Source organism: Gammaproteobacteria bacterium, assembly GCA_016199745.1.
GTDB lineage: Bacteria > Pseudomonadota > Gammaproteobacteria > Acidiferrobacterales > Sulfurifustaceae > JACQFZ01.
Genome location: JACQFZ010000067.1, coordinates 1 through 26,611 on the forward strand (window position 1 = coordinate 1; position 26,611 = coordinate 26,611).

Sequence of the window (26,611 nt, forward strand, 5' to 3'; positions counted from 1 at the left end):
CGACCTTGGCTTTGAAGGCGGCGGTGTGGTTTCTTCGGGGTCTTCTCATTGTTCGTGCTCCGGATGATGAAGCCTTGCGGCCTCGGTTATTGGAGCAGAAACTTCACTTATCGGGTTGTCTTAATTTGTGGGGCCACTTCTGCCTGCAGCACTCTGCGCGTTGGCGATAATAGATTCGCCGCCATAACAGCAGCGTTCCCTCTCCCCTTGCGGGAGAGGGCGTATCGTCGGTGGATACGCTTCGGCTTTTGCTTAAGGCAGTACCATTCCACTTTGTGATCCCTTTAGTTTTCGCACAATAAATCTGTCGCCTTATCGGTGTTAGCTGAAACATCCAGTTTGTAGAAACGCCAGAGGCGGATGTACCAGCATCGACACGGGCTTCTCGACCTTCCAAGCTTTTCGTTATACCGTTCTTTAACAGCGCTAACGCGATTGCCGGTAATGACGAAGAAAGAACCTCAAGCTACAGCAACCAAAATCCTTGCGAATAAATATCCGAAAGCCCGCGCAGCCTTTCTGGCCGGTTCCGTAGTCAGAGGGGATCACACAGAGACATCCGATCTCGATCTGGTCGTCATTTTCGACACGTTGCCGCAAGCCTATCGGGAATCGTTTGTCTTTGGCGGGTGGCCGGTCGAAGCTTTTGTGCACGACCCGCAAACGCTTCGCTACTTTTTCTACGAGGTGGATCGACCCACCGGGGTACCGTCGCTAGCAATGATGGTCAAGGAAGGGCTGGAACTTCTTCAATGTAACGAATTATCAGTGTCGCTGAAGCAACTAGCAGATACCGTTATTGATGCAGGACCACCGCTGTGGGGCGAAAAAGAGAGACAGACTTCCCGATACGTTATTACCGACCTAGTGGACGATATGCGCGCACCCCGTTCGCGAGACGAATTGATAGCGAGTGCGGCGAGACTTCATCCGTTGTTGGCGGACCACTACCTTCGATCCCAACAGTTGTGGTCCGCGCGAGGTAAATCGATTCCGCGCCGTTTATGTTCTGTTTCAACGGATTTTGCTGAGATCTTCGGCGAAGCGTTTCGGGCGATTTTTGAAGAAGGCAACGCGACAAAGGTTATTCGGCTTTGTGAGGACGTCCTGCGTCCGAGCGGCGGGCGGCTGTTTGATGGCTATATCATGCATGCCCCCGAGTCGTGGCGATAAATGGCGAGAAAGTGGTGCAGGTGTACCACGCAATAAGCAATGAGTTGTGTCAAATTTCTACCACCGCTACACTAAAAACTAGTTTTACTCTGTCTTCGCGGGTGTAGTTCAATGGTAGAACGAAAGCTTCCCAAGCTTTAGACGTGGGTTCGATTCCCATCACCCGCTCCAACCTCGATAGGCCCACTCTTGAAGAAACCACTCAAAGTCGTTGCGATCGTGCTCGGCATCCTCGTCGGCCTGGTGTTATTGGCAGTTGTGGCGTTGATGATTTTTGTCGACCCCAATCGTTACCGCGACGACATTATTCAGGCGGTTAAAACGAAAACCGGCCGCGATCTCAAGATCGACGGGCCGCTGCGGTTGTCGTTCTTGCCGCTTGGGGTGGGCACCGAGAAACTCGAGCTGGCGAATGCGAAGGGCTTCGGGCCGGAGCCGTTTGCGCGTATCGATAGTGCGAACATTTCCGTCGAGATCTGGCCACTGCTGCACAAGCAAGTCGTGGTCGACACGATTCGATTCGATGGGTTAGCGCTGCATCTCGAACGTGCCGCCGATGGCCGCAACAATTGGCAGGATTTGGCGGCGGCGAAGAAAACCGAACAACCGGCGCCGACACCCACGCCATCGGCGCCGAATGCCGGGGCGGCATTGGCGGTATTCACCATCAACCATTTCGAAGTGAAGAATTCAGAATTTACCTGGCGCGACCGCGTCAGTGGCAGTAACTATGCGTTACGCCGCGTCGAGCTCACGAGCGGGAACTTGCTCGGCGATGCGCCGGCACCGCTGCACTTGGCGTTCGATTTAGAAAGCGGCAAACCGCCGGTGCACAAGCGCGTGTCGCTCGATGCGCGGCTGCACCTCAATGCGGAAACCGAAGTGCTCGACGTTCCCGAGCTCAAGCTAGCGCTCGGCGACTTACGGCTGAACGCGGCGCTGCACGGCAAAGACGTGTTGCATGCGCCGGCGTTGAACGGCCGCATCGACATACCGATGTTCGCGCTGCAACCCCTATTAAAGGAATTGAACCTGCCGTATACCCCGGCCGATCCGAAAGCGTTGCAACGCGTCGGGCTGGCGGCGCAGCTCGAATCGAACCCGCAGTCGCTGACGATCTCCGACCTGAAGCTGACGCTCGACGAGAGCCACCTAACCGGCAAGTTCGCGTTACCGAAAACACCGAAGCCGAGTTACCGCTTCGATCTCGCAATCGATACGATCGACATCGATCGCTATCTACCGCCGGCGTCGACAACCGACGGCAAGACTAACAACGACAAAACCGAGAACGCCAAGGCGGTCGTCATTCCGCTGGCGTTGTTGCGCGATGCCGATGCCGACGGACAATTCCGCATCCAACAACTCAAAGCGTTCGGCATTCGCAGCCAAGCGATTACGCTGAAGGTGGCGGCGAAGGACGGCCATATCGTGCTCGGACCGTATTCGGCCAAGCTTTATAACGGCAGTTACGACGGCCGCACTACCATCGACGCCGCCGGCAGTACGCCGCATTTTGGTTTCGATGAAAAGCTGACCGGCGTTCAGCTCGGGCCGTTTCTCAAAGACGCCGACCTCTTCCAAAATTTCAGCGGCGTCGCCGACATCAAACTCGTGCTGTCCGGGCAAGGCTTGGACGCGGCGGCGATCAAGAAAACGTTGGCCGGCTCGGTCGCGGCGACCATTAAGGACGGCACTATCGAAGGTATCGATATCGGTAAGATCGAAGCGAAGATCAAAGAGATTAAAGACCGTCCGGGCGGAATCGCGCAGGGCTTATTGGGCTCGCTGTCCGAACTATCGCCGGTGAAGAGCGATAAAACGCCGTTTTCTAAGCTGCAGGCGAGCGCCGTGATCAACAGCGGCATCGTCGATAATAAAGATTTGGTTATCGACGGGCCGCACTTGCATGTCACCGGCAGTGGTAACATTAACTTGGTCAACGACAGCTTCGATAACTACGTGCTGCGTGTGAGCGACATCCCGGTCATCATCAGCGGACCGCTCAACGCCCCAAAATTCCGGCCGGACTTGAGCGCGATCGTTAAAGGTCAGGTTCAAGAAAAGCAGGAGAAGGTCGAGAAGAAGCTCGAAAAGAAACTCGGTGACAAGCTTGAACGCTGGAAACAGAAATTGCAGCAACAGCAACAACAATAATAAGCACGACGGCCGTTGGACATTAGCCGTTGTTGTCATGCTCTGCGGTGTTCCCCAAGCTCGCGCCGCCGAGATTCTCGCTATCGAAGTGACGCACGCGGCCGGTCGCTACCACGTGCACTTCGACGTACGACTCGCGGCGCCGGCGGATAAGCTCCGGCGCCATCTTACCGATTACGCCAGTTACGCCACGCACTTCCAGTCGATCCGCGAAAGCGAAATTCTCAGCCGCACACCGGACAACTTGCGGCTGCGCCTGCAACTACATTCGTGCGTGCTGTTCTTCTGCCGGACGGTGACGCAGGTCAAAGATATTACCGAGCAAGCAGACGGCACGATTAGCGCCCGCATCGATCCGGAGCTCAGTGACTTTCGCGAAGCGACCGAGCGCTGGCAAATCACCGCCGAAGATGGGCAAACGCGGTTGCAGTACGAAGCCGAGCTCGAACCGACGTTTTATGTGCCGCCGCTGATCGGCCCGTGGATAATTAAGCACGAGATTCGCGAGACGCTGAAGACCGGCGCGTTGAAATTCGAGGAACTGGCACATGACTGAGCCGCGCATCGGTGCGCGCGTGCTTCGTTGGTATGACCGCCATGGACGCAAGGCGCTGCCGTGGAAACTGAGCGGCGATCCGTATCACGTTTGGTTATCGGAAGTCATGCTGCAGCAAACACAGGTCGCGACCGTCATCCCCTACTTCGCACGCTTCACCGCACGCTTCCCGACGATTACGGCGCTGGCCGACGCCGACGCCAATGCCGTGCTACATCAGTGGACCGGGCTCGGTTACTACGCGCGCGCGCGCAATCTGCATCGGGCGGCGCAAACCTTGGTACGTTTGCATGGCGGCGAAATTCCGCGCGACTTCGAAGCGGTGGCGGAGTTGCCCGGCATCGGCCGCTCGACCGCCGGCGCGATCTTGAGTCTCGCGTACGACGAACGACATGCGATTCTCGATGGCAACGTAAAGCGCGTGCTCGCCCGCTATCACGCGATCGACGAACCGCTGCGCGGCACGGCGGTCGAGCGGCGCTTGTGGGAGCTGGCGGAATATCACACACCGCGCACGCGCGTCGCCGATTACACGCAAGCGATCATGGACCTCGGCGCCACACTTTGTCGGCGCGGGCAACCGCAGTGCGACGAGTGTCCGTTGCAGAAGGGTTGCGCTGCCTATGCCGGCGGTGATCCGGCGGCGTATCCGCGCACGGCGCAACGCAAATCGCTGAAAGTGCGATCGGTGCGCATGCTGCTGATCCACGACACCCAGGGCCGCGTGTTGCTCAAGCGTCGGCCGCCGGCCGGTATCTGGGGCGGCTTGTGGGGGCTGCCGGAATGCGCCGCTGCGAATGTCCGCGCTTGGTGCCGCGAGGCGCTTGGCCTCGACATCACCCCGCAACCAGCCTGGCCGGTATTGCGCCACACGTTCAGCCATTTTCATCTCGACATTGAACCGATCCCAGCCAAGTTGCTCAAAACCGCGACCCGAGTCGTAGAGGACGGCGAAACAGTTTGGTATAACTGCCGGCGCCCGGACGAACGCGGCTTAGCCGCACCGGTGAAACGGTTGCTGGATGAATGGAAGGCGAGCCCGAATTTTTGCGAACACACCTAACGTGCGTTCGCGCCGGCCGCGACGCTAGGGACGGCCTACGAATCAATGTGAAGTTGGAGAAGCTAATGGCCCGTATGGTGAACTGCGTAAAGCTCGGCCGCGAAGCGGAAGGGCTCGACTACCCGCCCTACCCCGGTGAGCTCGGCAAACGCATCTGGGAAAGCGTATCGAAGCCAGCGTGGCAGCAATGGCTCAACCACCAAACGATGATCATGAACGAATACCGCCTCAATCCGCTCGACCCGAAGGCACGCAAGCTCATCGAGCAAGAGATGGAAAAGTTTTTATTCGGCGCCGGCGCCACGCCACCCGAAGGTTACGTTCCGCCGTCGACCTAATTTAAACCCGCCGCCCTATTCCGTCCCCCGCTGTTACGGGGGAGGGTTAGGGTGGGGGTATTAGCAGGTAACACGATGCCCACTACGCTAGCCACCGCCGACCTCTGCGACACCCACGCCGACCGCGTACGCGTCGCCACGCCGATGTTCAAACGCTACGGCGGCAAAACCGCTTTTAACGGCCAGATCGTCACGCTCAAATTATTCGAAGACAACTCGCTGGTCCGCACCGCATTGTCCGAGCCGGGCCGCGGCAAAGTGCTGGTCATCGACGGCGGCGGTAGCCTGCGTTGCGCCCTGGTCGGCGACCAGCTCGCCGAGCTCGCCGTCAAAAACGGCTGGGAAGGCATCGTCGTTTACGGCTGCATCCGCGATTCCGCGGCGATCGATCAAATGCCGCTCGGCGTGCGCGCGCTCGACACGCATCCGATGAAGACCGAGAAGAAAGGCGTCGGCGAGCCCAATGTCGCTGTCACATTCGCCGGCGTCACGTTCTACGCCGGCGAATTCGTCTACGTCGACGCCGACGGCATCATCGTCGCCAACACCCCGCTGACCTAAGCCCCGTTAGCGCGCTTGCGCATCGTGCTTTTGGCGATAAATGCGCCGGCTCGATTGATTGAGGTCCTGCTGCAAATCCCTGCGCTCCGCCACGGTTAAGCGGCCATCGGCCCGGTACGCGCGCTCTTCGGTACGAATCTGGCTTTGCTCCTGGTGCAGGCGGTGCGCCTCGCGCTGATTCAGTTCCCCCGAACGAATCCCTTGGGCAATGCGCTGGTGCTGTTGCGATTGGCGCTGGTCGATCCCAGGCCCGGGATCGCCGGTGTTGGCGAATGCCGGAAATGCCGTTGTGGTAGTGATAGCGAAAATGGCAAGCAATTGCGGCAGGTTTTTCATGATTTATCCCCCTGGGTTGGCCTGTCCCTGCCTTAACGCCGGCCGTTTTTCGCGGTTGACAGCGGATTTTGGCCGCCGACCGGCCACGGTTCATGCAGCTTGTGAATGTTTTTTACAAAAAAACAGGGCTTCTCTATAATGCGCCGCTCCCCGTAAGGCCGGGTAGCTCAGTTGGTAGAGCAGCGGACTGAAAATCCGCGTGTCGGCAGTTCAATTCTGCCCCCGGCCACCATTTTCGTTCTGTGACTCAAGCGTTTACCACCGCTTCGCGACGGCACGACCGTCGGGTACTTCTACACCGTGACTAAAACGTGACACGGTGTTTATCCTTAATTACTGCTGCGCGGACATTCTCCGGCGCAAGATGCGCGTAACGCTCCGTCATCTTGACCGTGCTGTGTCCAGGCAGGTCTCGCACTTCAGTCAATGGCGCACCGGCTAATGCCAACTGCAACAATTCGTGTCATGCCTTCTCGGCTTTTTGTCGCGCCGACTGCAACGGCGCCGCCACGAAACGGCGTATCTCTGCAACCACTTCATCCAGCGCCGGGACATTGAGGCGATTCTTACCAACAAACGCTTTCCACTGTGCTTGTTTCGTGGGGTCGCGCCCGAACTCGTCACTCAGTCCAACGGGCACGTCTAACGGCAACGCCGTTTTACGTCGCTGAAATGTCGCGGCAATCGCTTCGCCCAACGTCGCGCTATCCAATGCGCTCGCGCGCGCCAGAGTGTGCAGGTCGAAGTAGTCTTTCATCCGGCTGTTTCTGGTACCAAGGATCACCATGGCGTGAAGCTTCTCGGCGATCACCGTCTCGCGCGTGTAGGCACGCAACCGGGGCCGCGGCAAATCAAGCAAGCTCGGATATTCGAGCCACGTCGGAGCGGGCGTCACCACATCACCAATGCCGACGTCCACCTGAATGCGCAACCGTGCTGCACCGAGTTGCGCCTGTAGATTCACTCGGTGTCCGCCGTAGGCGTCTTCAAATCGAATGGGCTCGATGCTAACGGTGTCGGGGAGGTACGTCATGGCGTCCTGCTCGACATCGACCTTGCACACGTCGGTAAAGATTTTTGTCAGGGCCACATCCGAGAGATCGCCAAAACCCAGCAGATCGGCGTCGCGCGTCGGACGCAGAGTGTCCCCAAACCACACCAACAGGAGCAACGCGCCCTTGAGAACGAATCGATCGGCATGTTGCGAACGCGAGAGCCGATAGAGAAAGCGTTCCACAGCATAACGGGTGAGAATCAAGTTCGGGTCGACACCAATTGTTTTCGCATGCCGTGCGAGGCGCACCTGCACCGAGCGGGCAAGACCGTCGCGAGCGCTGCTCATGCAACCAACGCTTCGAGGTAAGGCCGCATCACCCGATCGACACGACAGATGCGGGCATAACGATTCAACTCATCCATCGTGAAACGCCGTGCACGCCAAGCCTCACGCAACGCTTCCAGCACCACATCGATACCGATCTTGTTGCGATACTTGAAGCAATCGGCGACCGTCTTAGCCGCGTTGTAAACTCGAACCGTCCGCCCCTCGATGCGATGAGATTCGATACCCTCGCTCAGTGCCGCACCCGAGTAACGCTGGATGCGCAGCGGCGGATATTTCAACGCTGGGCGGCGCGCGCGCCGATCGATGGCAATCCACACCTCCGATGGAATCTGGGTCCCAATCTCGTGGAACTGTAGGGCGGAGAGCAAACAGATCACTCCATGCGGAACCGCCGCGCTCGCCATCACCAAACCGTGATGTTCAGTTAGCGGATGATCCGGCAGGCGGTATACGCCGCGAATAACACGCTCGAGCTCCCCCACTTCGACCAACCGGGTCAGCACCTGGCGATGTACACCCGCCGCCCCGAGCTCGCGCGCGGTAACCCCTTGGCGGCGGCGGGCGAGTTTCAGCGTTTTTGCGCGGTGAGTGACTAGCGGCATGTGTCGAAGTGTATACAGTTATATATATGTGTCAACGTTTTGACACATATATATGGGCCGCAACTTCTGATATCCGCGCAATGACAACCACAGTCCCGCCAGCGCCAGGGTTGGCAATGATCCCAAAAACAAGCACTCGATCGTACGTGCCGAAGCTTCGCCCGTCTTAACGCGGGATAAAAACCCTTTCTTAAATAAGTTGCCATGGTTCTCCGGCTAGGTCTTTGGTTCTAGTCCGACTCGACTTCAGTTGTATGGGTGCAACCGCAACCGTCATTTACGCTTCGTCGTCCTGATATTCGTATGGGGCACACCATGATCGTTCATGCACCGGTGGCAGCAAATAAATCAGCACACCCAATTGCTACTGGCCGAGACGAACTCCTACGCCAACAGAAACGTACTCCGTCGCACAAGAACCAACGCCGGTTAGTGCGCGCCACTCTTATATTTATGATTGCCGGTACCGCAACCGCGGCCACATACTGGGCGACGTTGAATCGGCCAGAGATCGCCACACCGGCGTACGAGCAGACGCCGATGTCGTCTTCCATGCCGTCGCCAGTCAATTTGGCCGCAATGGAAAACGGCGCACAGCAGATTGAGATCCAGGACGGGCAGCTGCGCGTTCGCATTAACAATGTGCCGTTGAGCTGGCTCCTTGCCGAAATAGGCCAGCAAAGCCGGATCGCTATTCACGCCTCTGCCGAACTCGGTTCGCAACCGATCTCCGCTGAGCTGGCGCCGACGCCGTTAGCGGAAGGTTTGCTGCACATCCTCCAAGGATTCGATGTATTTCTGTTCTTCGGTACCGGCGAATCCACCACCGCTCAATCGTCAGCGCCTACGTTGAAATCCGTTTGGATCTATCGGAAGCGCAAAGGCGAGACGCTAGCGCCGTACCCGCTGACGGCGACGGGGAGCAACTCGGGCAATCAAGAGACACCAAAGCATACCTCTGGCGTCGACTTCGCCACTATGGCCGGACTGCAAACACAAGATCCCGCAGTCGCTATTGTTGAGCTCAGCCAGGCGTTACAGAGCGCCGATGCCAAGATTCGCTTCAGTGCAGTTGCCGCGAGTTTGGAAAACAAGATTGAACTGCCGATGCACCTGCTGCAACAGCTGGCCGGTCTGGATCCCGATCGTGAGGTGCGCGGATTGGCGTTGACCGCGCTGACACAACACTCGAATGCGGATGCCTCTATGGTCCGTATCGTCGCACAGATGGCCTTGAACGACAGCGACCCTGATGTGCAGGCGCAAGCGAAAGGCACTCTCGAGTATCTCGACCTGGCGGAAAGATCCAACGACGACGTATTCCCCAGCCCACCTCCGCCGCAAGAGTAAGCGTGCCAGGAATCCTCGTGGGCTGCAGGATTCTATTGGCCATTTGCCCAAGCAGCCTCATCACTTTCGAAGGGATACGATCATGAAAAAACTAACGCTCAGCCTATTATTCGCATCGACCGTGCTCGTCACCACGGCCGCCTCGGCCGCGCCACCGCCAAACGTGTTGGGAAACTGGTCGGTGCTCGGTAATCAGACGGCCGGGGCACTTGTCATCAACTTCCAGGCTGCCGTTGGTATCTGTCGGCGCATCACCGGCGCCATCTACGGTAATCCGATTGAAGGATTCTATTGTCCCGCCACCGGCCGTATCCATTTCTTGCGTAAGAACGCCGCCAACAACGATACGTTTCAATCTTGGACAGGCAACGTCGGCGACGACGCCGCCATCGATCGAATGGGCGGAACGTTTATGGCGTCGACACCGGCCGGCGGTGTACCCGGCGAATACAATTTTCAGGCGGCTAAATAAGGTAGGCCATGTGATCGCATAATCACTCCGCACCTTCGGTGCGTCGATGGCACTCAAGGGGCCGGCGTCGTGGAAAACTTCCAACGGCGTTGGCCCTGTCGGCGCCAGCATTCTCTTGACCGGACTCTGCCCTTTAGCAGCAACGCATCTGATTCGTTGCCCCGATATGCACTGCCACCACTTTGCTACCGCTCCTAGCGTCGAGGTTCGGTTTCCGGCACGGAGATGTTGTATTTGGAGTCGAATCGCCAACCTCGAACTAACATGCGCTTGCCCGCACCAAAATCCACCTTGGAGAGATCAACCTTCTTAACCCACGCGTGTCCAGAACTTTCAGCGAGCACCATGAAAAGGCGTTTGGTCTTAACGGAAGCGCAACGCTCGAGCAATGTTTGAACGAGACGCGGACGTAGTGTCGTGAGCCCTTCCATCAGTAGCCTTGCCTCTTCGTACGTTTCTTCCTTAGGCACGGCGTACAACATCTCCATCATGGCGCGTTCCGGTGTCGAGACGCGGATTGCAAAAGTGCCTGTGTCTTGCGTGGTCAAGCCTACGACGGGTTTACCGGCAAACAAACTCGTTGTGGTGTAACGCAGTTTCACGCCCCAGCGGTATCGCTTGAACCAGGCCGGCAGTTTTGCATTGGGAAGACCAAACAAGGAAACCGTCGCACCTTTGCCAAGCGACAGGAAGTGGGCGTAGCCCTGCATTTGAAGGGCGGTCTTGCCGCCCACATGTATGGGTAGCCCCAGTTGTTCTTGCAGAGCAAAAAGGCCACCGAGCCATTCGACCTTGTCGGCGGATTTTATGTAAGCGCCCTGGCCTATCCGTTGGAGCCAGGAGGTCTTTTCGTACTCGTGCGCAAGTTGCTGGTATACGCCTTGTTGTTCTAACCAGCGCAGCGTAGCCACGGTCCCGGCGGACCATTTTTTCAATAGTTGGTTTATTTTGCTGCTATTTTCACTAGTCATACTTGTTAAAGTAGATTCTATTTAAACTTACTGCAAGGAAAAGTTTATAAAACTTCCTATTCCACAAAGAAAGCTTGTTATTTAGCAACCAGGTTAAACTAACGCAACGTGCTGCACACCTTATGGTCCTGGCACTGTCCCGTCCCTGAACTACCTCCATTGTTCGCCACTTAAAATCCTAATCGCGCCATATAGAATATTTATATGGCGCAATATGGGTATATCGCGCCACAACGAGGGCAGCATGCCAAAGCAGATTCCCGAAAGTGAGTTCAACAAACTCCTGAAGGCGGCTCCATCGAGGACATCAGCAGCACATTGGAGCACAAGTTACCGCGCCGGACCTTGCAGCGTCGCTTGGCGTTAACGCCGTGGCTCACCTGTGGCGCCATTTTCACCGCGTCTGCGACTATAGAGGGGCGGACTGAAAATCCGCGTATCGCAGTTCAATTCTGCCCCCGGCCACCATTTTTTATTCCCACTGTTTTAAGTGGCTGCCCGTCCCTGCTCAGCCACGACCACCCGGTTCTTGCCAGCTCTCTTGGCGTCGTACAACGCCTGATCAGCAACTTCAATCAAACGTAGAAAATTAACATCGCCGCGCTGCGGAACTGTCGAGGCGCCGCCGATGCTGATGCTGACACAAGCGCCCACCGTCGACGCAGAATGCGGAAGCTTGAGGGCCTCCACGCCGCGGCAAAGTTTTTCACCGACATGGAGTGCGCCGGCCATTGGCGTCACGGGTAAAACGACCACAAACTCCTCACCACCGAAACGCGCGGCCAAGTCGGCCGGCCGCACGGCGCTCTGACACACAATGGTACTCACGCTTTTTAATACTTCGTCGCCGGCGAGATGGCCGTAGGTGTCGTTGTACTTTTTGAAGTCGTCGACGTCGATCATGAGAATTGACAGTGAATGCTGTTCGCGCGCGGAGCGTTTCCATTCTCGTTCGACATACTCATTGAAGTAGCGGCGGTTGCTTAAGCCGGTAAGGCCGTCGACCGTACTCAAGCGTTGCAGCTCGATGTTGAGTTCCATGAGCCGCTGTTGGCTCTCGGCTAGCGCCTGAAACGCTTGATCGCGCTGAAGCAAATTCGAGTATGCCTTCGAGTGATAGCGAACGCGGGCGATCAGCTCGACTTTGTCGGGAATCTTGATCAGGTAATCGTTGGCGCCGAGCGTGAATGCTTCGCTTTTTATCGCCGGCTCTTCTTTGGTGGAGAGCACGATGATCGGCGTCTCCTGAGTCGCCGGATTAGCGCGGTACTGTTGAACCAGCACCAATCCATCCACACCCGGCATCACCAAGTCCTGCAAAATGACGGTGGGCTTCATTTGCTCGGCGGCGGCGACGGCGTCGGCGGAATTGGCACAGTAACGGAATTCTATGTTCGGCTGATCGGCCAAGGCGCGACGAATCGCCTCGCCAATCATCGCTTGGTCGTCGACCAGCAACACGCGAATGGCGTAGTCGCCGGGCTTAGCGGCCGTTATCGTGGTAGGCGGCGTTGATTTAGGGGTATCCATGTCACGCTCTCCGACGTCACGCTTTGCGGGCCAGCACTTCCATTAATGTCGGCGCGATGCGTTCGACCGGAAGAATGTCGACAGCGGCATTCAACTTCGCCGCCGCTTTCGGCATACCGTAAACCGCGCTCGTCGTTTGATCCTGAGCAATCGTGTAGCAACCCTTGTCGCGCATCGCCTTCAACCCCGACGCGCCGTCTTGTCCCATCCCCGTCAACAGCACGCCCACCGCCTCGCCTTGCCAGCGCTGACTGACGCTGTGGAAAAACACATCCACCGAAGGGCGGTAACCGTAATCCGCTGGCTCCGAGGTATAACCGAGTCGATCGACGGTGACCAACCGCAGATGGTCGCTGGTACCCGCGAGCAACGCCGTACCAACCACCGGACGTTCACCCTCTTGCGCCAAGCGCACCGGCAACGCGCATTGCGCGGCCAACCATTGCGCCATGCCGGCGGCAAACTGCTCGTCGACGTGCTGGATAATTACGATGGCTGCGGCGAAATCCGCCGGCAAACCCCGCAGCACCGTGGCCAACGCCGCCGGGCCGCCGGCGGAAGCACCGATGGCGATCAACCGATCTTGGCGAGCGGCTGGCGCCACACCGCTCTCATTCGTCGGGCGACGCGCGCTGGGTTTATCGCCGATGAGTTTGCCGATGGTGTCGATTTTTTTTAGCAGCGGCGCGGCGCCGGCACTCGGATCGCTCAACCCCAACGCGGGTGTATCAACCGCATCGAGCGCCCCATAACCCATCGCCTCGAATACTCTGCTGGCATGGGCGTTGACGCTGGCGGTTACCACGACAATGGCGCACGGCGACTCCGCCATGATTCGGCGCGTCGCCTCGACACCATCCATCACCGGCATGATGAGATCCATCAACACCAGATCGGGCGTCTCAGCGGCGCAGCGCTCAACCGCCTCGGCACCATTGGCCGCGGTCCAAATGACTTGATGCGCCGGTCGCAACGCCACCGCCGCTTTCAACGCGTGCAGCGCGAGCGCCATGTCGTTGACGATGCCGATCTTCATGCGTCAGCGTCGCCGATCAGATCGACGACGGCCTGCAACAACGTTTCGTCATGGAAGCTGCCTTTGGTGAGGTAATAGTCGGCACCGGCGGCGAGCCCGCGGTTGCGATCTTCTTCGCGATCCTTATAAGAGACCACCATCACCGGCAGCGACTTCAGATGCGGATCTTTCTTGATCAGCGTCACCAACTCGATGCCGTTCAGCCGCGGCATGTCGACGTCGGTGACGATGAGATCAAATCGGCCGGTGCGGACCGCGTTCCAACCGTCCATACCATCGACGGCGATCTCGACATCGTAGCCGCGACTACCGAGGAGTTTGCGTTCCAGCTCGCGCACCGTGAGCGAGTCGTCGACCACGAGCACGCGCTTGCGCGGCTTCGCCGCGGCTTTGCTGGCGCCTTGGTCGACTTTACCGAGATGACTGTCGGCCGCGAGTTTATCCACCGAGCGAATCACGTCATCGACATCGATAATCAACACCGGTGAGCCGTCTTCCATCAGCGCACCGGCGCTGATGTCTTTGATTTTTCCAAGCCGCGGATCGAGCGGCTGCACCACCAGCTCGCGGCTGCCGAGAAAACGATCGACCACCAGCCCATAGGCATTGCCGTGATCGCCGACGACGATGACTGGTAATTCGTCACCTGTAATCCGCAGCTCGCCGCCCTCCAATATCTGATGGGCCGACACAAGGCCGATTTGGCGACCATCGAAATTGAAATGCTGGCGGCCTTCGAGCGATTGAATTTTGTCCTTCGATAGCGTCAGCGTGCGCACGATGTAGGCGAGTGGCAACGCGTAAGACTCACCGCCGATCTCGACGAGCAGCGCGCGGATGACAGACAGCGTCAGCGGCAACTGCAGCTGGAAGCGCGTGCCTTTGCCCAATTCGGACGACACACGAATCGCGCCGCGTACTCCTTTCACCATGTCTTGCACGACATCGAGCCCGACACCGCGACCGGAGATATCGGTGACGACTTCCTTCATGGTGAAGCCGGGCAGGAACAGAAATTCGAGCAGCTCCGCTTCGCTCAATTTGGCGGCGATCTCGGCGTTGGTCAATTTGCGTTCGACGATAGTCGCTCGCAGTTTATCTAAATCGATACCACGACCATCGTCGGCAACGGTGATCTGCAGCACGCCGGCGCTGTGGCGCGCGTCGAGCTGAATCACGCCTTCGTCCAGCTTGCCCGCTTGGCGTCGCTCCGCCGGCGTACCGACGCCATGATCGACGGCGTTGCGCAGCAGATGCCCAAGCGGCGCATCGAGTTTTTGCAAAATGTCGCGATCGACCTGTGTTGCCTCGCCGATAATTTCGAGCCGCACCTGTTTACCGAGTGAACGACCGACATCGCGCACCATCCGCGGAAACGCCTGCACACCATCGGCAAACGGCCGCATGCGACACGCGAGCGCTTCGTCGTAGAGCCGATGCGAAAGATGGGTGACTCGCCGATCGAACATCTCGAGCTCGCCTAATCGCTGCGACATAACTTGATGGCACTTAAGAACGCCACGTTGCGCTTCGGCCAAGGCAATCTGCGCTGGTTCGCTCAACGATTGGGTGGATAATTTTTCGCGCAAGTTGTCGAGTGCGAGCGCCGAATGATGATGGAGCCGCTTGAGCCGCAACAGCGAATCGGCGAACGGCTTCAACCAACGCGACTCGACCAATGACTCGCTCGCAAGGCCCAGCAAGCGGTTCAGATTATCAGCGGTGACACGCAATACGCGGTCTGTCTGCGGCTCAGCAGATTGAAACGACTGAACCTCGGCAGTCGTGGGTACCGACTCCGACGATGTCTTATTCTCGGCGATCGGGGCATCGTCGGCGCTGGCGATCACCTGCGCCAGCGCCGCCAGAAATTCGTCCACTTCCGGTTTCTTAGCAACAGCCCATTGACCGAGATCCGCTTCCGCAGTCGTGGCAATGCGCATCAGCATATCGACGCCACGCAAAAGTTGATCAATGTGTCGCTGACGCAACGTTAGGCTGCCCTTCTGCGCGGCAACGAAACCATCCTCCATGACGTGGGCGACGTCGACGCCGGCCGGGACGCCGACGATACGCGCGGCGCCCTTGAGCGAATGCGCCGCGCGCATGCAGGCTTCCAAGGCGTCGGCGGCAGTTGGATTGCGCTCCAACGTCAACAGCCCCGCCGTCAACACTTGCGTTTGGCTCTCCGCTTCCATGCGGAATAAATCGAGCATGGATAATTGGCTGAGATCGCCGTTGCTCATGCCAAGCCTCGATTAAGCGTGTAGAACAGCAGCTGATGATCGAGCAGACCGACCGACTTTTGCTGCCACGGTAAGATCGCTTTGGTGTAGGTGGCGGTGGCTTTGGCCACCGTCGCCGGAACTGACATCAACTCCTGCGGATGAAACCGGTGCGTGCCATGCACCTCGTCAACCGGGAACGCCAGGCGATTGCCTTCGTGGCTCGTTACCAGCAAGCGCTGCCGCTCACGCTTGGACTCGGCGACAACTTCCAGCCCCAAGGTTTGATCGAGCGCGACACAGATCAACAATTCGCCACGCACGTTCGCCAAGCCCAATATCATGCTGCTGCGCCGGTGTGGTAACACGTGGATGGCACGGTGCTCGGCGACTTCGTTGAACAGTGCCGTCGGCAGCGCCAGCCACTCGACACCGATGCGAAAAATAACCGCCGATTCGGTATTCAATTGTCCGATCTGTTGCGACTGCGCGAAGTGGCGAGTCCACTCCTGCAGATAATCGGCCGGCAGCTCGCCATCGAGCAATTCGGTCGCCGCGGCGGCAAAGACCGGACAATTGCGGCAATGAATATGTTGCGCTAACTGCGGACACGAACTGTCGCCATGCACACCGATCTTGTTCCAGCAATCGTCGATGGCGGCGCCGGCTCCAGTCGCCGCGGCGCCACCATGCACAAGCGCGGTAGCGGTGATTTTTTTCTCGTCGCGCTCGCTACTTTCCACGCTTCTTCTCCAATCGACGCGCGCGTTGGTGCAGCAAGTTTGCCGCGGCGCTATCGCCTTGCTGTTCTAACAAAAACGCGAGATGCACCAACGCTTCGTGATGCTGCGGATCGAGATAGAGCGCCTTGCGATACAATTCGGCGGCTTCGATGTGGTTGGCACCGGCATCACGTATCAGCCCGAGCAGATAAAACGCCTGCGCCGACGGCCCCTGCGCGCGCACATGTTGCTCACAACATTTTGCCGCTTCTGCCAAATGTCCCTGATCGGCCAGGCGTTGTATTTCGTCGAGGCTAGCGCTTGGCGCAACCGACTTCGATGGTGCCGCTACTGTCGAGGTGATGGACTGCACCGATGATGTTTTCGGCGTCGGTGCGCGCGGTGTATTTTTTTCAACAGCCGCCGGAAGCTTGACGGCGCGAACGCTTTCCGATTTCCGCGAACGCGGCCCGGCGCTCGCTTTACGAAACGCAAACGCCAGCGGCACTTTCTCCGACGTAAAATCGTGACTCAACATCAAACCGGTCTCCGACGGAGCGACGAATATCACGCCCTTCGCGGTCAATAACCGCGCGAGCACGTCGATAGCGCGGTCCTGCGTGATCCGATCGAAGTAAATTAGAACGTTGCGGCAGAAGATGACGTCATAAATTTCCGAACCCGGCAAAAAGTCGGCGTCGAACAAGTTGCCTTGCTGGAAGCGCACTTGCCGGCGCACCGCCTCGGCGACGTGATGGCCGCGCGCGGTCGCTTCGAAATGACGATCGCGAAAACCAAGATCGTTGCCACGAAATGAATTCTTGCCATACACCGCCTCCGCCGCCAGATCGACCACACGCGCGCTGATATCGATGGCGTGGATCCGAAAGCGCTGCGCTGGAAAACCTGCATCCAACAACACCATGGCCATCGAGTACGGCTCTTCGCCGGTGGAGCACGGCAAGCTCAGCAGATTTAGCGCGCCTTGCGGATGCGCTGGCAACCATTCCTCGCAGGCGATGCGCGCCAAGGCGGTGAACGCCTCGCGATCTCGAAAGAACCAGGTCTCGGAAACGACGATGGCTTCGATCAACGCCTGCAGCTCGGTTTTCGAGCCGCGCAATAACTCGACGTACGACGTTAGTTCCGAAAGCTTGTAGGCCGACAACCGTTCCTGCACGGCGCGCTCGACCGCGGAGATGCCGATCGAGGCGGTGTCCAACCCCATTGCCTGCTTCAAAATATTTTCAACGTCGCCGAGGATCATGCGTTCGCCACCGGCTGCTTGAACAATACGTCGCGCACCGACGCCGGCAACAACTTGCGAACCTCGATCCACTGAATCAATCCGTGCGCATCGGTCGCGACCGGGCCCAGATAGGAGGCGCCATCCTGACTCACGCCGGTGTCGACGAACTCGCTCGGTTGCCGCCGCACGGTTTGCGTCGTGCGCTCGGCGATCAGACCCAACAGACGTTCAGCGCCGGCGTCGTCGGGATAGCGCACGAGAATGAGGCGCGTGCTCAAGCGCCGCGGTGCGGCATGGCCTAACGTTAGTTGGCTCAAATCGATCGCCGGCACTGGCGCGCCGCGATAGTTGAACACACCGGCAACACCGAGCGGTGCTTGCGGAATCTGCTTCAGATCAACCAGCGGCAAAACTTCGGCGACGCTGGCGACGTCCAAGGCGTAGCGATCGTTGCCAAGCTGGAACAAAAGAAACAGCATCGAGGCAGCTCCTGAACTTTTGCGCTCAACTCACGCTTCCACCTTGAACCGCGATACCCCGCTGCGCAGATCATTAGCAACTTGATTCAACTCGTCGATGGTTTGGCTCGACTGCCGCAGCGATTCAACCGTCTGCTGCGCCGCTTCGCTCAGTTGCGCCAGCGCCTGGCTGATTTGCTCGGCGCCGGTAGCCTGCGCCTGCATACCTTCGTTGACCGCGCCACAACGCGGCGCCATCGCTTGTACTTGCTGGATGATTTGCGACAACTGGCCACCGACCTGCTGCACCTCCTGCATGCCTTGCCGCACTTCTTCGGAAAACTTATCCATGCCCATCACACCGGCCGACACCGCCGATTGGATTTCCTTCACCATTTGTTCGATGTCGTAAGTGGCAATCGCGGTTTGGTCGGCGAGCCGGCGGATCTCGGTGGCAACGACGGCGAAGCCGCGGCCGTACTCGCCAGCCTTTTCAGCCTCGATGGCAGCGTTCAACGACAGCAAGTTGGTCTGATCGGCCACCTTAGTAATGGTCGTGACGACCTGATTAATGTTGCCGGCTTTTTCGTTGAGCACCGCAAGCTTGGCGTTAAAGGCGCCGGCCGCCTCCGTGACGTGTCGCATCGTTTCTTCCATGCGCGACAGCCCAGCTTGTCCGTTGCCCGCTAGTTCAGCCGATTGTTCGGCGACCGCCGACACATCGTTCATGATCTTGACCAGCTCTTTGGACGTAGCAGAAATTTCCCGGGAGGTAGCGCCGATCTCGCTGGTAGTCGCGGCAATCTCACTGGCGGTCGCCTGCTGCTGCTTAGCGGTCGCGGCAATCTCGGTGACGGATGTACTCACCTGAATGCCGGACCGTTGAACTTGGCCGACAAGTCGCGACAGCGCCTTAATCATCTGGTTGAAACCGCGCGCCAAGATCCCAAGTTCGTTATTGGATTCGAAATCCATGCCGCTGTTAAGGGCGCCTTCGCCGACCGCCGCCGCCACTTCAGCCGCTTGCACAATCGGACGGGTGATACTGCGAGTGATAAACCAGGAAAAAATAACGCCGATGAACAGAGCGACAACCCCGAGCACCAGCATGATGCTGCGGCCACTCTGATATTCCTTACCGGCATAGACAGCATCTTCATCGACCCTGGATTTCTGTAAGTCGACCAGCTCACGAGTGCTAACCACCACCGCATCGAGCAATGGCAATGCCTCGGCGAGCATGAGTTTGGTTGCTTCCTCGCGCTTATTATTCGTTACTAACTTTCCTACTTTAGTGAACGAAGCGACATAAGCTTCCCGAGCTGATTTGATCTTGGCGAACAACGCTTTGCCTTCCTCGTCTTGAAACATCTGGCTAAGCGCATTGAGGTTCTCGGTGATCTTGTCGCGATTGTCGGCAATGGCGCCTCGGACTTTCTCAAGCCCAACGCTATCGGTGGTAACCAACAGCTCAAGATTGCGTCGCGCGTTGTCGCGCATGCGATGCAGAGCTGTATTGGCGAGCTCTACCTTGATCCAGTCTTCCCTGATGATCTTGGTCGCGACCTCGTTGACGGAGGCGAGGCGCAACAGGCCGACGGCAATCGCCACCATCATCATCGACAACACCAGCCCGAAGCCAAGGGCCAACCGCACCCCGATTCTCATATTCGCAAACATTTATAGTCTCCGTTGCGGTTTTCTTTCCCTTCCGATGAACCCATTTGCCGTTTTTTTTCGACAGCGGCGCAACATCGCTAGCGCCACGACGACTAGTCTCGTTACCGTTGGTATGCGTAAGTCAGGCAGGAAACTGCGGTTCTACAAACCGATACCTCGACGCGCCCCCGGCCCCTGCTCGCCATATTCTCGGTGCACCTGGATCATAGGTGTCAGTTCGTCTGAGCATAGCCCAACGAAATCCTCTTGAGATTGGGCGATATAATGCTTCGTCGAATTCATCGAGGAACGCATCAAAACGGCGCACTAGCCAAGGACAGGCAAGACGATCAATTTTCGGCCGTTCGCGCGTGACCCAGCGCCAGCCACCGGGAACGTTTAGGTCGGTGCGCACCGACAGTGCTGGGTGACCGGCCTTGTCGCTGCTCGTTAAGCCCGACGGACGTCAAAAAACTTTCGCTGCTGGTCGGCACTGACAACCCGACCACAGCACCGCAAGTCACCACCTTAGAAACTCGTTACGCGCGAAAACTGGGCGAGAAACTACGGCCACCCTGGCACCCCTTTCCATGTCCTCGATAGCCACGAGGAGCCCTGATTGAGCATAGTCGAAAGAAGTATTTCGTCGGTAAAAGCGGCGCGTTTCTTAAGGAACGCATTGGCAAGGTCGCAACCCGCTGCTGGCGACGCGCCCCATGGGACAAACACCGGCAATGCCGCCGGAATCGGCTCCACGGCGGAAATCACCCGACTATGCTTATAGCCTGTCCGGTGGAGATCTTCCGAAGGCGCGAATCTCGGCGGATGTATTGCCGCCACGCCAACGAACGTCTTTTTTTAGTAACTCGCGATGGAGCTGTTATGTCCGAACAGAATTCAGGGAAGTACGTACGTCTGCCACCACCCGACGAGTACGTTGCCCTTGTGTTGTTGGTTGACGATCAGATGATAGTCTGCGAAGCCGTGCGCAAGGCGTTGGCGGGCCAACCCCAACTCGATTTTCATTTTTGTACCAATTCAGAACAGGCGCTCGCAACGGCCAAGCAATTAAAACCGACCGTAATCCTGCAGGACTTGATCATGCCGGGCATCGACGGCCTAACACTGGTGCGCGAATACCGCGCCGATCCGCAGACGCGCAATATTCCCGTCATCGTACTTTCGGCCAGCGAGGATCCAGTAACAAAAAGCGAAGCGTTCCGGCAAGGCGCGAACGACTACGTCGTCAAACTTCCGGACCCAATGGAACTGTTGGCGCGCATCCGCTATCACTCGCGGGCTTATCTCAACCAGATCCAACGCGACGACGCGTATCGCGCGTTGCGCGAAAGCCAACAACAGCTCATGGAAATGAACATCGAGCTACAGCGTTTAAACAACATCGACGGACTCACTGGGCTCAGCAACCGTCGCTATTGCGACCAGTTTCTCGACAAGGAATGGAAACGCGCGATTCGCGAGAAAAGCACGATGTCGGTGCTGATGATCGATGTCGACAACTTCAAACGCTATAACGACACCTTGGGTCACTTGGCCGGCGACGAAGCGCTACAACAAGTCGCGACGACGATCCGCAATAGCTTCGCGCGGCCAGCGGATCTCGCGGCACGTTTTGGCGGTGAGGAATTCATCGTCATTCTCCCCAGCACGCCGCTCGCCGGCGCGCAATACATTGCCGAGAAAATCCGGCATGCGGTCGAGCAACTACAAATGCCCTGCGACGGCGCGGCGACCGCATTCGTCACTGTCAGCATCGGCGTGGCCGCGGCAACTCCACAACGCGAGCAAGAATCGGTAATGTTGATCGAAGTCGCCGATATTGCCTTGTACCAAGCGAAGAAGGCCGGGAAGAATCAAGTGATCGGCTTGGGTCCAACTGACACATCGGACGCGGGCTCGGCCGCTGAATAACCGCCGGTAGACCCCAACCGCCGCCGGAAAATCTAGAATACGCGCACATTGACGTTATTCGCGCCTCAACCGTTGGAAACCGATATCGTTATTAACTTAATATCCTCCGACCGCGCCTATCATCCCGCTCCCTAGATCGGCATAAAAATGTAACGCTATGACCGATCTTGCCGTTTACGCCGGTTTATTGATGGTCGCTATGGTCGCAGCGACACTTCTGCCGTTGCAGTCCGAAGCGCTACTGGCTGGACTGCTGTTGGCGCAATCGCAACCGGTTTGGCTACTGATTCTGGTCGCCAGCGTCGGTAACGTTATCGGCTCGGTCATTAACTGGTGGCTCGGCCGATCGATCGAGCGCTTCCACGATCGGCGCTGGTTTCCCGTCAAGCAGCCAGCCCTGGAACGCGCCAAACGGTGGTATCACTGCTACGGTAAATGGTCGTTACTGCTTAGCTGGGTTCCCATTATCGGTGACCCGTTAACGCTGATAGCGGGTGTCCTGCGAGAACCCTTTGTGTCATTCGTACTGATTGTTGCGCTGGCCAAGACATCGCGTTATCTGGTGATCGCCGCATTTACCCTTGGCTGGCTGAATTAATCTTGAAATACCTACGCGTATTCCGCCGACGGCGTGGAGTCGGCTGGGCCTATCAAGTCAGCCGCTTCCACACCGAATGCATCAGCGAGTCTCTCGAGATTGTCGATACTAATGTTGCATTGCCCGCGCTCCACCAAACTGATGTAGGTTCGATGCAGCCCGCTCGCATCTGCGACCTGACCTTGCGACCACTCGCGAACTTTTCGCAGTAACCGTAGCCGATCGGCAAGTTGGTGTCGTAGGGGATGGTTCTTGGCTTTATGTTCGGTTCGAGCGAGCTGCTCCATCGTATTTCTGCTCACTGCTATCGCTCCCTTCCCTGACGACGATTTCGTTGATGACATTTGATGGGTCCCTCTAAATGTGTATCGCACTTCGGCTCGGCCGCCCGCTCTCCGCGAACGTATGCATCACAATGCAACAATCCAACGATGGCGGCAGCGACGAGCGGGCGCCTGCTTATTACGACGTCTCATTGCCGCGCGAAGTGCTTTTTTTCTTTTTGATGCGGAGATATACCTCCTCCCGATGCACCGAGACGGCGGCGGGCGCCGCTACCGCGATACGCACTTTATTGGGATTAGCACCCATGACTGTGATTAAAATGTCATCGCCAATATAAAACGTTTGCCCAACGTTTCTCGTAAACACCAACATGGCACGCCTCCTTGGCCAATTGCTCCGGGAGCTAACTCTTAACGTAATCGACAATCGATGATCGACAAACGCCGCCGCTCGAACGAGAGCGCCGTGAATCAGCATCCGTGCGGGAAGCGAAAACGGCTGTCGCGTTGCAAATGAGCTTGTGCAGCTCCTCGCGATAAACCGGGATCGTCAACGCAACCTCGATACCGAGACGCACCTCGCGCTCTTTGACGATAAGCACCGTAATCACAATGTCATTACCGAGATTCAACGTCCGGCCGATGCCGCGGGTCACCACCGAACACGAGCCGCCGCCTTCAACATTGATCCGTACTTCACCCTCCCTGATCGCAACCACCGTGAGCAAGGTATCGCGGCCGATCCTCAGTTGCTCACCAATACGTCTGGTGTACATCAGCATGAATGGGCACTCCCTTTTGATCTGCCTATGTGTTGGCAAAGAAGGAAGAGAGAACAATGGTGGCTTGGCAAGAACGAGCACGGACATATACTGCCGTTGACGCTCGCCTTTCGGAAACTGCGCTGCCAGGCACATCTACCGCCACTCCTCTTTCCTTGCGCTATGAGTTATCGCAGGCAAATGCCAAGTGCGAACTAAACGACAGGCGATAGAGCGTCCGGTGAAGCAGTGGATTTCGTGGCGTACTGATGGAAAACTGAGGGCCGCCTGCCATCCATTGCTTCGGACCGGAACTCAGCACCGCCGCACTTGGCGTTTTACGCTGACTTCCGTCTCGATATGCAGGCGGTTTTTATTGCCTAGCTTGCTGCCCCTGTCGCAGGTGTAATGCGCCAGGGAAATACGAAGATCATTATTCGTAACACGGACAATACAGTCAAGCATTCTAAAATCAGACAGGGGTTATATAAGGGAGCAGATATGAACGCCGCCGCCAGCAAGGGGAGCAAGATTCTGGTCGTCGACGACGATCCTGTTATGTTAGAACTGGCCATCCAAACGTTGGAAGGCGCCGGTTATGCAGTTTTTGTCTCACCGTCGGGAGAGCAAGCGATAGAAATCGCGACGACGCAGGAGATGGACCTCGCGCTGTTGGATTACCGCATGCCGGACATGACCGGACTCGACGTCGGTAAGGCGATCACGGACCTAACGTCCACTCGCTTCATCATTATGTCGGTCCACGCCGACGAGGACGTCGTCAGGCAAGCAGGCGGCGAAGGTGCGCTTGGATTCCTCGTAAAACCGCTTGAGCCGAAAGAATTACTGGCGCAAGTGCATGTGGGGCTTACCCGTGCTGCCGAAATAAACGCGTTACAGTCCTCCATCGAAGATATGCAACAGGGGTACGCCGCCGCATTGTCCAAAGCCGTTGCCAGCGCCCGCACCGTGAATACGGCGATCGGAATTCTGATGGAACGACTGTTTATGACGCGCGAGCAGGCTACCCAGCTGATAACCCGCGAGGCTAAGAATCAGCGCAAACGCATGGTGGAATTGGCCGAGGGTTTGATTGCGGCGAGAGAACAAGACTATCGTGCGAGGAACGATGATTGCTGGTGGCTCGCCAGCACACGCAGAAATGACTCCTAAGGTGCCCACACTTACTTAAAGCAAAAACCGAGACACATCAGCCGCTACTCCCTCCCCCTCAGAGGGATGAGGTGGAGCTTTCGCAAGTGTCCAGTAGACACTTGCGCCGCCTCGTCCCCTTGAGACCTGCTAGAGGCCATCTCAATAAGTGCCAATATCGGCACTTCTTCCCTCATCCCCGTCCCTTCTCCCGGGGGGAGAAGGGAGTAAAACCCCTCTCCCCCCGGGAGAGGGGTTGGGGTGAGGGACTGATGGTGACGATTTCCCTCAGCGTCAGTTCGCGTACTTCACTCAGCGCTCCACGCCGCCACATCAGCAGACGCGTCGATTACTTCCATCGACGCCGGTACGCGATCTGTGGAATCTCCCGCAGCTTGGGTGCCATCGTCTCGGCCGTTTCGAAAGTGCTAAATAATTTTTGATAAAACCCTAGCTCTACCTGTAAGTTCTGTCGCTTCGCTTCATCGAGATGGTCACGTTTGAGGTCCATTTCGATTGACCCAATCTTAACGTCAAGCGCCGCGCGGATGTAGGAAATGTCCTTGAATTCGAGCAAGACTAACTTATCCGCGGCCGTATCAGGATATGGCTCGGCCGTGGGATTGGTGGCATCTCGTAACCCGAATGCTTCCTTTTCCGCTTTCTCGAAGCGATAGAGCAACTGAGAATCGTACCAATACACTTGCTCATCGAGATCGGTAACTCGATCATCATCTAAAATACAGATGCCTCGTTCGTGCTCGTCCAATTCTTCTCTGATGCTCGCGAGTCGATATTCGATCGCGGCACGAATAGCGGTGACTTCAGAAGCAGTAAGTTCTCTCACTTCACTCATCGCGGCCTCAATGGTTTTAGCCGTACCTCAGGATCGAAAGGCTGCATATAAGGATTCAAAAATCGAAGTCTTCGTTGTAGCTCGATAACTAACATATCTTCGTCTGGCTGCAAGGCATAGTGTGTATCGCCATCACGGTCAGGCCGGGCGTGCTTCGCAACGACGAGCCCTTCTGGGATCGGAGTGTCTCCTTGTAGCTTGAACCAGCGGCTATTTTTACGACGTGGCGCTTTCGGACTCAGATCATCAAACAGCGAAACACCGCCTGATCGGCGCAAGGCATACAGCAATCCGTTCTCTTGATATGTAATGAGGTCCCACAGTTTGCGCGTTTGTCTGCCTGTTGATTTGTCTGTGAAATACATCGGCCGATCGTCCTCATGACAACGGATAATGTCAATTGTCGTAATGTTGTCTTCTTTTCCCATTCTAAATACCACGGACGCATCAAAGCACGGCATATAGATAACTTCGGAGCTAGTCGCCAGACGTGATTCATACAGTGCGATCGCCTGCTCTTTCGTCAAACTATCCGGTAGAGCTCTCATCACATACTCCTTAGTTTATCATTTCGTTGTTGGTAATTTTCCGGGACCGCCGTTTCCGCCTGTTCAGAGCTTGATATTCCTCGCCGTATCAAACCCGACAATGACAGGCGACATTGCCTTGTTGTCTTCGTCGTACTGAACGTATTTCGATACGATCTCGACAAAGCTGATATAGATATGCTCAATTGGGCGGCGCCGGTCAAAACAAGTCCCACCGACCGAATAACTCCTAATCAACGAATTCTTCAGCGTATATTCAAGAAACACCTCCGAACCCGTCCCGACGCCGGTTTTGCTCTGATGCAAGATGACGGTCTGCCCAGTCCCGCAACACGACTCCATAAACAATCGCGGCGTAGCGCTGTCCATACGACGGGTGATATAGAGATCGGTGATTACGGTATTGCTGGATTCGCGGTCACCTCGGGTGCTGGTCGCTGAGGTGATCTTCCTGCGGGTGGAAAAACGCCAGAATTCCAAATCTAGCCATTTCTCGTGTCCCTTGTCTGCTGATTCGCCTTGTACATTTTCTAGCTTGTCGAGTAAGCCTTGGCAGTTACCTGCCAAGGCTCCTCCAAGAACCGTGCTTGATAGTTGTCCCATCACACGGCTCGCGTCAGACATAAGGCTTGGTTTACCCACACCCGGTCGCTCGATTGAATGATAGGGATGGAGAG

28 protein-coding genes, 2 tRNA genes and 1 pseudogene are annotated in these 26,611 nt (G+C 57.1%); 13 read left to right on the forward strand and 18 right to left on the reverse strand.

The genetic code is table 11. From position 1 onward, the window contains the following. The first annotated feature begins 444 nt into the window (after positions 1–444). The 7 genes from HY308_17110 (at position 445) to rraA (ending at position 5,848) form a co-directional block, all read left to right on the forward strand. Positions 445–1,173 carry a nucleotidyltransferase domain-containing protein gene (locus HY308_17110; protein MBI3899992.1) on the forward strand — a complete coding sequence of 243 codons (729 nt, stop codon included), beginning with the start codon at positions 445–447 and terminating at the stop codon, positions 1,171–1,173. A 97-nt stretch (positions 1,174–1,270) separates the two neighbouring features. After that, a tRNA-Gly gene (locus tag HY308_17115) sits at positions 1,271–1,344 on the forward strand. Positions 1,345–1,362: 18 nt separating this feature from the next. Next, positions 1,363–3,330 (forward strand): AsmA family protein, encoded by a 1,968-nt coding sequence (locus tag HY308_17120; protein MBI3899993.1) that lies wholly within the window; start codon positions 1,363–1,365, stop codon positions 3,328–3,330. After that, a complete protein-coding gene (locus HY308_17125; protein MBI3899994.1) occupies positions 3,287–3,886 on the forward strand; it encodes an SRPBCC family protein in 600 nt (199 codons plus the stop codon). Before HY308_17120 ends, HY308_17125 begins: the two co-directional genes overlap by 44 nt. Continuing rightward, positions 3,879–4,949 carry an A/G-specific adenine glycosylase gene (mutY, locus tag HY308_17130; GenBank protein ID MBI3899995.1) on the forward strand — a complete coding sequence of 357 codons (1,071 nt, stop codon included), beginning with the start codon at positions 3,879–3,881 and terminating at the stop codon, positions 4,947–4,949. The genes HY308_17125 and mutY overlap by 8 nt, the downstream gene beginning before the upstream one ends. Before the next feature lie 65 nt (positions 4,950–5,014). Beyond that, positions 5,015–5,287, forward strand: coding sequence for an oxidative damage protection protein (locus tag HY308_17135; protein MBI3899996.1), 273 nt, complete (start codon positions 5,015–5,017; stop codon positions 5,285–5,287). A 75-nt stretch (positions 5,288–5,362) separates the two neighbouring features. Continuing rightward, positions 5,363–5,848 carry a ribonuclease E activity regulator RraA gene (gene rraA / locus HY308_17140; protein ID MBI3899997.1) on the forward strand — a complete coding sequence of 162 codons (486 nt, stop codon included), beginning with the start codon at positions 5,363–5,365 and terminating at the stop codon, positions 5,846–5,848. 6 nt (positions 5,849–5,854) lie between these two features. Here rraA and HY308_17145 read toward each other — a convergent pair whose 3' ends face one another. Continuing rightward, entirely contained in the window at positions 5,855–6,184 is a 330-nt protein-coding gene (locus HY308_17145) for a hypothetical protein (GenBank protein MBI3899998.1), read from the reverse strand. Positions 6,185–6,340: 156 nt separating this feature from the next. Here HY308_17145 and HY308_17150 point away from each other — a divergent pair. Continuing rightward, positions 6,341–6,416, forward strand: a tRNA-Phe gene (locus HY308_17150). A gap of 231 nt (positions 6,417–6,647) precedes the next feature. Here HY308_17150 and HY308_17155 read toward each other — a convergent pair. Then, complete coding sequence (locus HY308_17155) at positions 6,648–7,526, reverse strand: nucleotidyl transferase AbiEii/AbiGii toxin family protein (GenBank protein MBI3899999.1); 879 nt, start codon at positions 7,524–7,526, stop codon at positions 6,648–6,650. After that, the gene (locus HY308_17160; GenBank protein MBI3900000.1) at positions 7,523–8,131 is read right to left on the reverse strand and encodes a type IV toxin-antitoxin system AbiEi family antitoxin domain-containing protein; all 609 of its coding nucleotides are present in this window, start codon (positions 8,129–8,131) and stop codon (positions 7,523–7,525) included. Before HY308_17160 ends, HY308_17155 begins: the two co-directional genes overlap by 4 nt. 315 nt (positions 8,132–8,446) lie before the next feature. Here HY308_17160 and HY308_17165 point away from each other — a divergent pair, with 315 nt between their 5' ends. Next, a complete protein-coding gene (locus tag HY308_17165) occupies positions 8,447–9,481 on the forward strand; it encodes a hypothetical protein (GenBank protein ID MBI3900001.1) in 1,035 nt (344 codons plus the stop codon). Between the two features lie 82 nt (positions 9,482–9,563). Next, the gene (locus HY308_17170) at positions 9,564–9,953 is read left to right on the forward strand and encodes a hypothetical protein (protein ID MBI3900002.1); all 390 of its coding nucleotides are present in this window, start codon (positions 9,564–9,566) and stop codon (positions 9,951–9,953) included. Between the two features lie 194 nt (positions 9,954–10,147). Here HY308_17170 and HY308_17175 read toward each other — a convergent pair whose 3' ends face one another. From HY308_17175 to HY308_17215, 9 genes and pseudogenes are all read right to left on the reverse strand, one after another. After that, entirely contained in the window at positions 10,148–10,924 is a 777-nt protein-coding gene (locus HY308_17175) for a type IV toxin-antitoxin system AbiEi family antitoxin (GenBank protein MBI3900003.1), read from the reverse strand. A 486-nt stretch (positions 10,925–11,410) separates the two neighbouring features. Continuing rightward, entirely contained in the window at positions 11,411–12,454 is a 1,044-nt protein-coding gene (locus tag HY308_17180) for a diguanylate cyclase (GenBank protein MBI3900004.1), read from the reverse strand. A gap of 16 nt (positions 12,455–12,470) precedes the next feature. Next, on the reverse strand, positions 12,471–13,490 hold the full coding sequence (locus HY308_17185; GenBank protein ID MBI3900005.1) for a chemotaxis response regulator protein-glutamate methylesterase: 1,020 nt from the start codon (positions 13,488–13,490) through the stop codon (positions 12,471–12,473). After that, on the reverse strand, positions 13,487–15,736 hold the full coding sequence (locus tag HY308_17190; GenBank protein ID MBI3900006.1) for a hybrid sensor histidine kinase/response regulator: 2,250 nt from the start codon (positions 15,734–15,736) through the stop codon (positions 13,487–13,489). Before HY308_17190 ends, HY308_17185 begins: the two co-directional genes overlap by 4 nt. After that, positions 15,733–16,410: a purine-binding chemotaxis protein CheW gene (locus HY308_17195; protein MBI3900007.1), complete on the reverse strand. Its 678-nt coding sequence runs from the start codon at positions 16,408–16,410 to the stop codon at positions 15,733–15,735. Before HY308_17195 ends, HY308_17190 begins: the two co-directional genes overlap by 4 nt. 37 nt (positions 16,411–16,447) lie before the next feature. Beyond that, entirely contained in the window at positions 16,448–17,704 is a 1,257-nt protein-coding gene (locus HY308_17200; GenBank protein ID MBI3900008.1) for a hypothetical protein, read from the reverse strand. After that, a complete protein-coding gene (locus tag HY308_17205; GenBank protein ID MBI3900009.1) occupies positions 17,701–18,165 on the reverse strand; it encodes a purine-binding chemotaxis protein CheW in 465 nt (154 codons plus the stop codon). Before HY308_17205 ends, HY308_17200 begins: the two co-directional genes overlap by 4 nt. 30 nt (positions 18,166–18,195) lie before the next feature. Continuing rightward, on the reverse strand, positions 18,196–19,812 hold the full coding sequence (locus HY308_17210) for a methyl-accepting chemotaxis protein (protein ID MBI3900010.1): 1,617 nt from the start codon (positions 19,810–19,812) through the stop codon (positions 18,196–18,198). Between the two features lie 265 nt (positions 19,813–20,077). Then, positions 20,078–20,218, reverse strand: a pseudogene (locus tag HY308_17215) (chromate resistance protein). Positions 20,219–20,685: 467 nt separating this feature from the next. On the opposite strand from HY308_17215, the gene HY308_17220 reads away from it, so the two are divergent. Continuing rightward, positions 20,686–21,735: a diguanylate cyclase gene (locus HY308_17220; protein MBI3900011.1), complete on the forward strand. Its 1,050-nt coding sequence runs from the start codon at positions 20,686–20,688 to the stop codon at positions 21,733–21,735. A 157-nt stretch (positions 21,736–21,892) separates the two neighbouring features. After that, entirely contained in the window at positions 21,893–22,333 is a 441-nt protein-coding gene (locus HY308_17225; GenBank protein MBI3900012.1) for a DedA family protein, read from the forward strand. Between the two features lie 11 nt (positions 22,334–22,344). On the opposite strand, the gene HY308_17230 is transcribed toward HY308_17225, so the two are convergent. The 3 genes from HY308_17230 to HY308_17240 form a co-directional block, all read right to left on the reverse strand. After that, positions 22,345–22,620: a helix-turn-helix transcriptional regulator gene (locus HY308_17230; GenBank protein ID MBI3900013.1), complete on the reverse strand. Its 276-nt coding sequence runs from the start codon at positions 22,618–22,620 to the stop codon at positions 22,345–22,347. Positions 22,621–22,795: 175 nt separating this feature from the next. Continuing rightward, positions 22,796–22,990, reverse strand: a complete 195-nt coding sequence (gene csrA, locus HY308_17235; GenBank protein ID MBI3900014.1) for a carbon storage regulator CsrA — start codon at positions 22,988–22,990, stop codon at positions 22,796–22,798. A gap of 31 nt (positions 22,991–23,021) precedes the next feature. Beyond that, positions 23,022–23,534, reverse strand: a complete 513-nt coding sequence (locus HY308_17240; protein MBI3900015.1) for a carbon storage regulator — start codon at positions 23,532–23,534, stop codon at positions 23,022–23,024. A 345-nt stretch (positions 23,535–23,879) separates the two neighbouring features. On the opposite strand from HY308_17240, the gene HY308_17245 reads away from it, so the two are divergent. Continuing rightward, positions 23,880–24,551: a response regulator gene (locus HY308_17245; protein ID MBI3900016.1), complete on the forward strand. Its 672-nt coding sequence runs from the start codon at positions 23,880–23,882 to the stop codon at positions 24,549–24,551. Between the two features lie 328 nt (positions 24,552–24,879). On the opposite strand, the gene HY308_17250 is transcribed toward HY308_17245, so the two are convergent. From HY308_17250 to HY308_17260, 3 genes are all read right to left on the reverse strand, one after another. Next, a complete protein-coding gene (locus tag HY308_17250; protein ID MBI3900017.1) occupies positions 24,880–25,386 on the reverse strand; it encodes a hypothetical protein in 507 nt (168 codons plus the stop codon). Beyond that, entirely contained in the window at positions 25,383–25,934 is a 552-nt protein-coding gene (locus HY308_17255) for a hypothetical protein (GenBank protein ID MBI3900018.1), read from the reverse strand. The genes HY308_17250 and HY308_17255 overlap by 4 nt, the downstream gene beginning before the upstream one ends. Positions 25,935–25,997: 63 nt before the next feature. Beyond that, complete coding sequence (locus HY308_17260; protein ID MBI3900019.1) at positions 25,998–26,576, reverse strand: type VI secretion system tube protein Hcp; 579 nt, start codon at positions 26,574–26,576, stop codon at positions 25,998–26,000. Positions 26,577–26,611: the final 35 nt, after the last annotated feature.

Coding starts and splice junctions, on each gene's coding strand:
- HY308_17110 (MBI3899992.1), top strand. CDS start 445: ATGACGAAGAAAGAACCTCAAGCTACAGCAACCAAAATCCTTGCGAAT.
- HY308_17245 (MBI3900016.1), top strand. CDS start 23,880: ATGAACGCCGCCGCCAGCAAGGGGAGCAAGATTCTGGTCGTCGACGAC.
- HY308_17225 (MBI3900012.1), top strand. CDS start 21,893: ATGACCGATCTTGCCGTTTACGCCGGTTTATTGATGGTCGCTATGGTC.
- HY308_17165 (MBI3900001.1), top strand. CDS start 8,447: ATGATCGTTCATGCACCGGTGGCAGCAAATAAATCAGCACACCCAATT.
- HY308_17230 (MBI3900013.1), bottom strand. CDS start 22,620: ATGGAGCAGCTCGCTCGAACCGAACATAAAGCCAAGAACCATCCCCTA.
- HY308_17145 (MBI3899998.1), bottom strand. CDS start 6,184: ATGAAAAACCTGCCGCAATTGCTTGCCATTTTCGCTATCACTACCACA.
- HY308_17200 (MBI3900008.1), bottom strand. CDS start 17,704: ATGATCCTCGGCGACGTTGAAAATATTTTGAAGCAGGCAATGGGGTTG.
- HY308_17180 (MBI3900004.1), bottom strand. CDS start 12,454: ATGGATACCCCTAAATCAACGCCGCCTACCACGATAACGGCCGCTAAG.
- HY308_17185 (MBI3900005.1), bottom strand. CDS start 13,490: ATGAAGATCGGCATCGTCAACGACATGGCGCTCGCGCTGCACGCGTTG.
- csrA (MBI3900014.1), bottom strand. CDS start 22,990: ATGTTGGTGTTTACGAGAAACGTTGGGCAAACGTTTTATATTGGCGAT.
- rraA (MBI3899997.1), top strand. CDS start 5,363: ATGCCCACTACGCTAGCCACCGCCGACCTCTGCGACACCCACGCCGAC.
- HY308_17255 (MBI3900018.1), bottom strand. CDS start 25,934: ATGAGAGCTCTACCGGATAGTTTGACGAAAGAGCAGGCGATCGCACTG.
- HY308_17205 (MBI3900009.1), bottom strand. CDS start 18,165: ATGCTGTTTCTTTTGTTCCAGCTTGGCAACGATCGCTACGCCTTGGAC.
- HY308_17160 (MBI3900000.1), bottom strand. CDS start 8,131: ATGCCGCTAGTCACTCACCGCGCAAAAACGCTGAAACTCGCCCGCCGC.
- HY308_17240 (MBI3900015.1), bottom strand. CDS start 23,534: ATGTGCCTGGCAGCGCAGTTTCCGAAAGGCGAGCGTCAACGGCAGTAT.
- mutY (MBI3899995.1), top strand. CDS start 3,879: ATGACTGAGCCGCGCATCGGTGCGCGCGTGCTTCGTTGGTATGACCGC.
- HY308_17190 (MBI3900006.1), bottom strand. CDS start 15,736: ATGAGCAACGGCGATCTCAGCCAATTATCCATGCTCGATTTATTCCGC.
- HY308_17170 (MBI3900002.1), top strand. CDS start 9,564: ATGAAAAAACTAACGCTCAGCCTATTATTCGCATCGACCGTGCTCGTC.
- HY308_17220 (MBI3900011.1), top strand. CDS start 20,686: ATGTCCGAACAGAATTCAGGGAAGTACGTACGTCTGCCACCACCCGAC.
- HY308_17135 (MBI3899996.1), top strand. CDS start 5,015: ATGGCCCGTATGGTGAACTGCGTAAAGCTCGGCCGCGAAGCGGAAGGG.
- HY308_17210 (MBI3900010.1), bottom strand. CDS start 19,812: ATGAGAATCGGGGTGCGGTTGGCCCTTGGCTTCGGGCTGGTGTTGTCG.
- HY308_17155 (MBI3899999.1), bottom strand. CDS start 7,526: ATGAGCAGCGCTCGCGACGGTCTTGCCCGCTCGGTGCAGGTGCGCCTC.
- HY308_17250 (MBI3900017.1), bottom strand. CDS start 25,386: ATGAGTGAAGTGAGAGAACTTACTGCTTCTGAAGTCACCGCTATTCGT.
- HY308_17175 (MBI3900003.1), bottom strand. CDS start 10,924: ATGACTAGTGAAAATAGCAGCAAAATAAACCAACTATTGAAAAAATGG.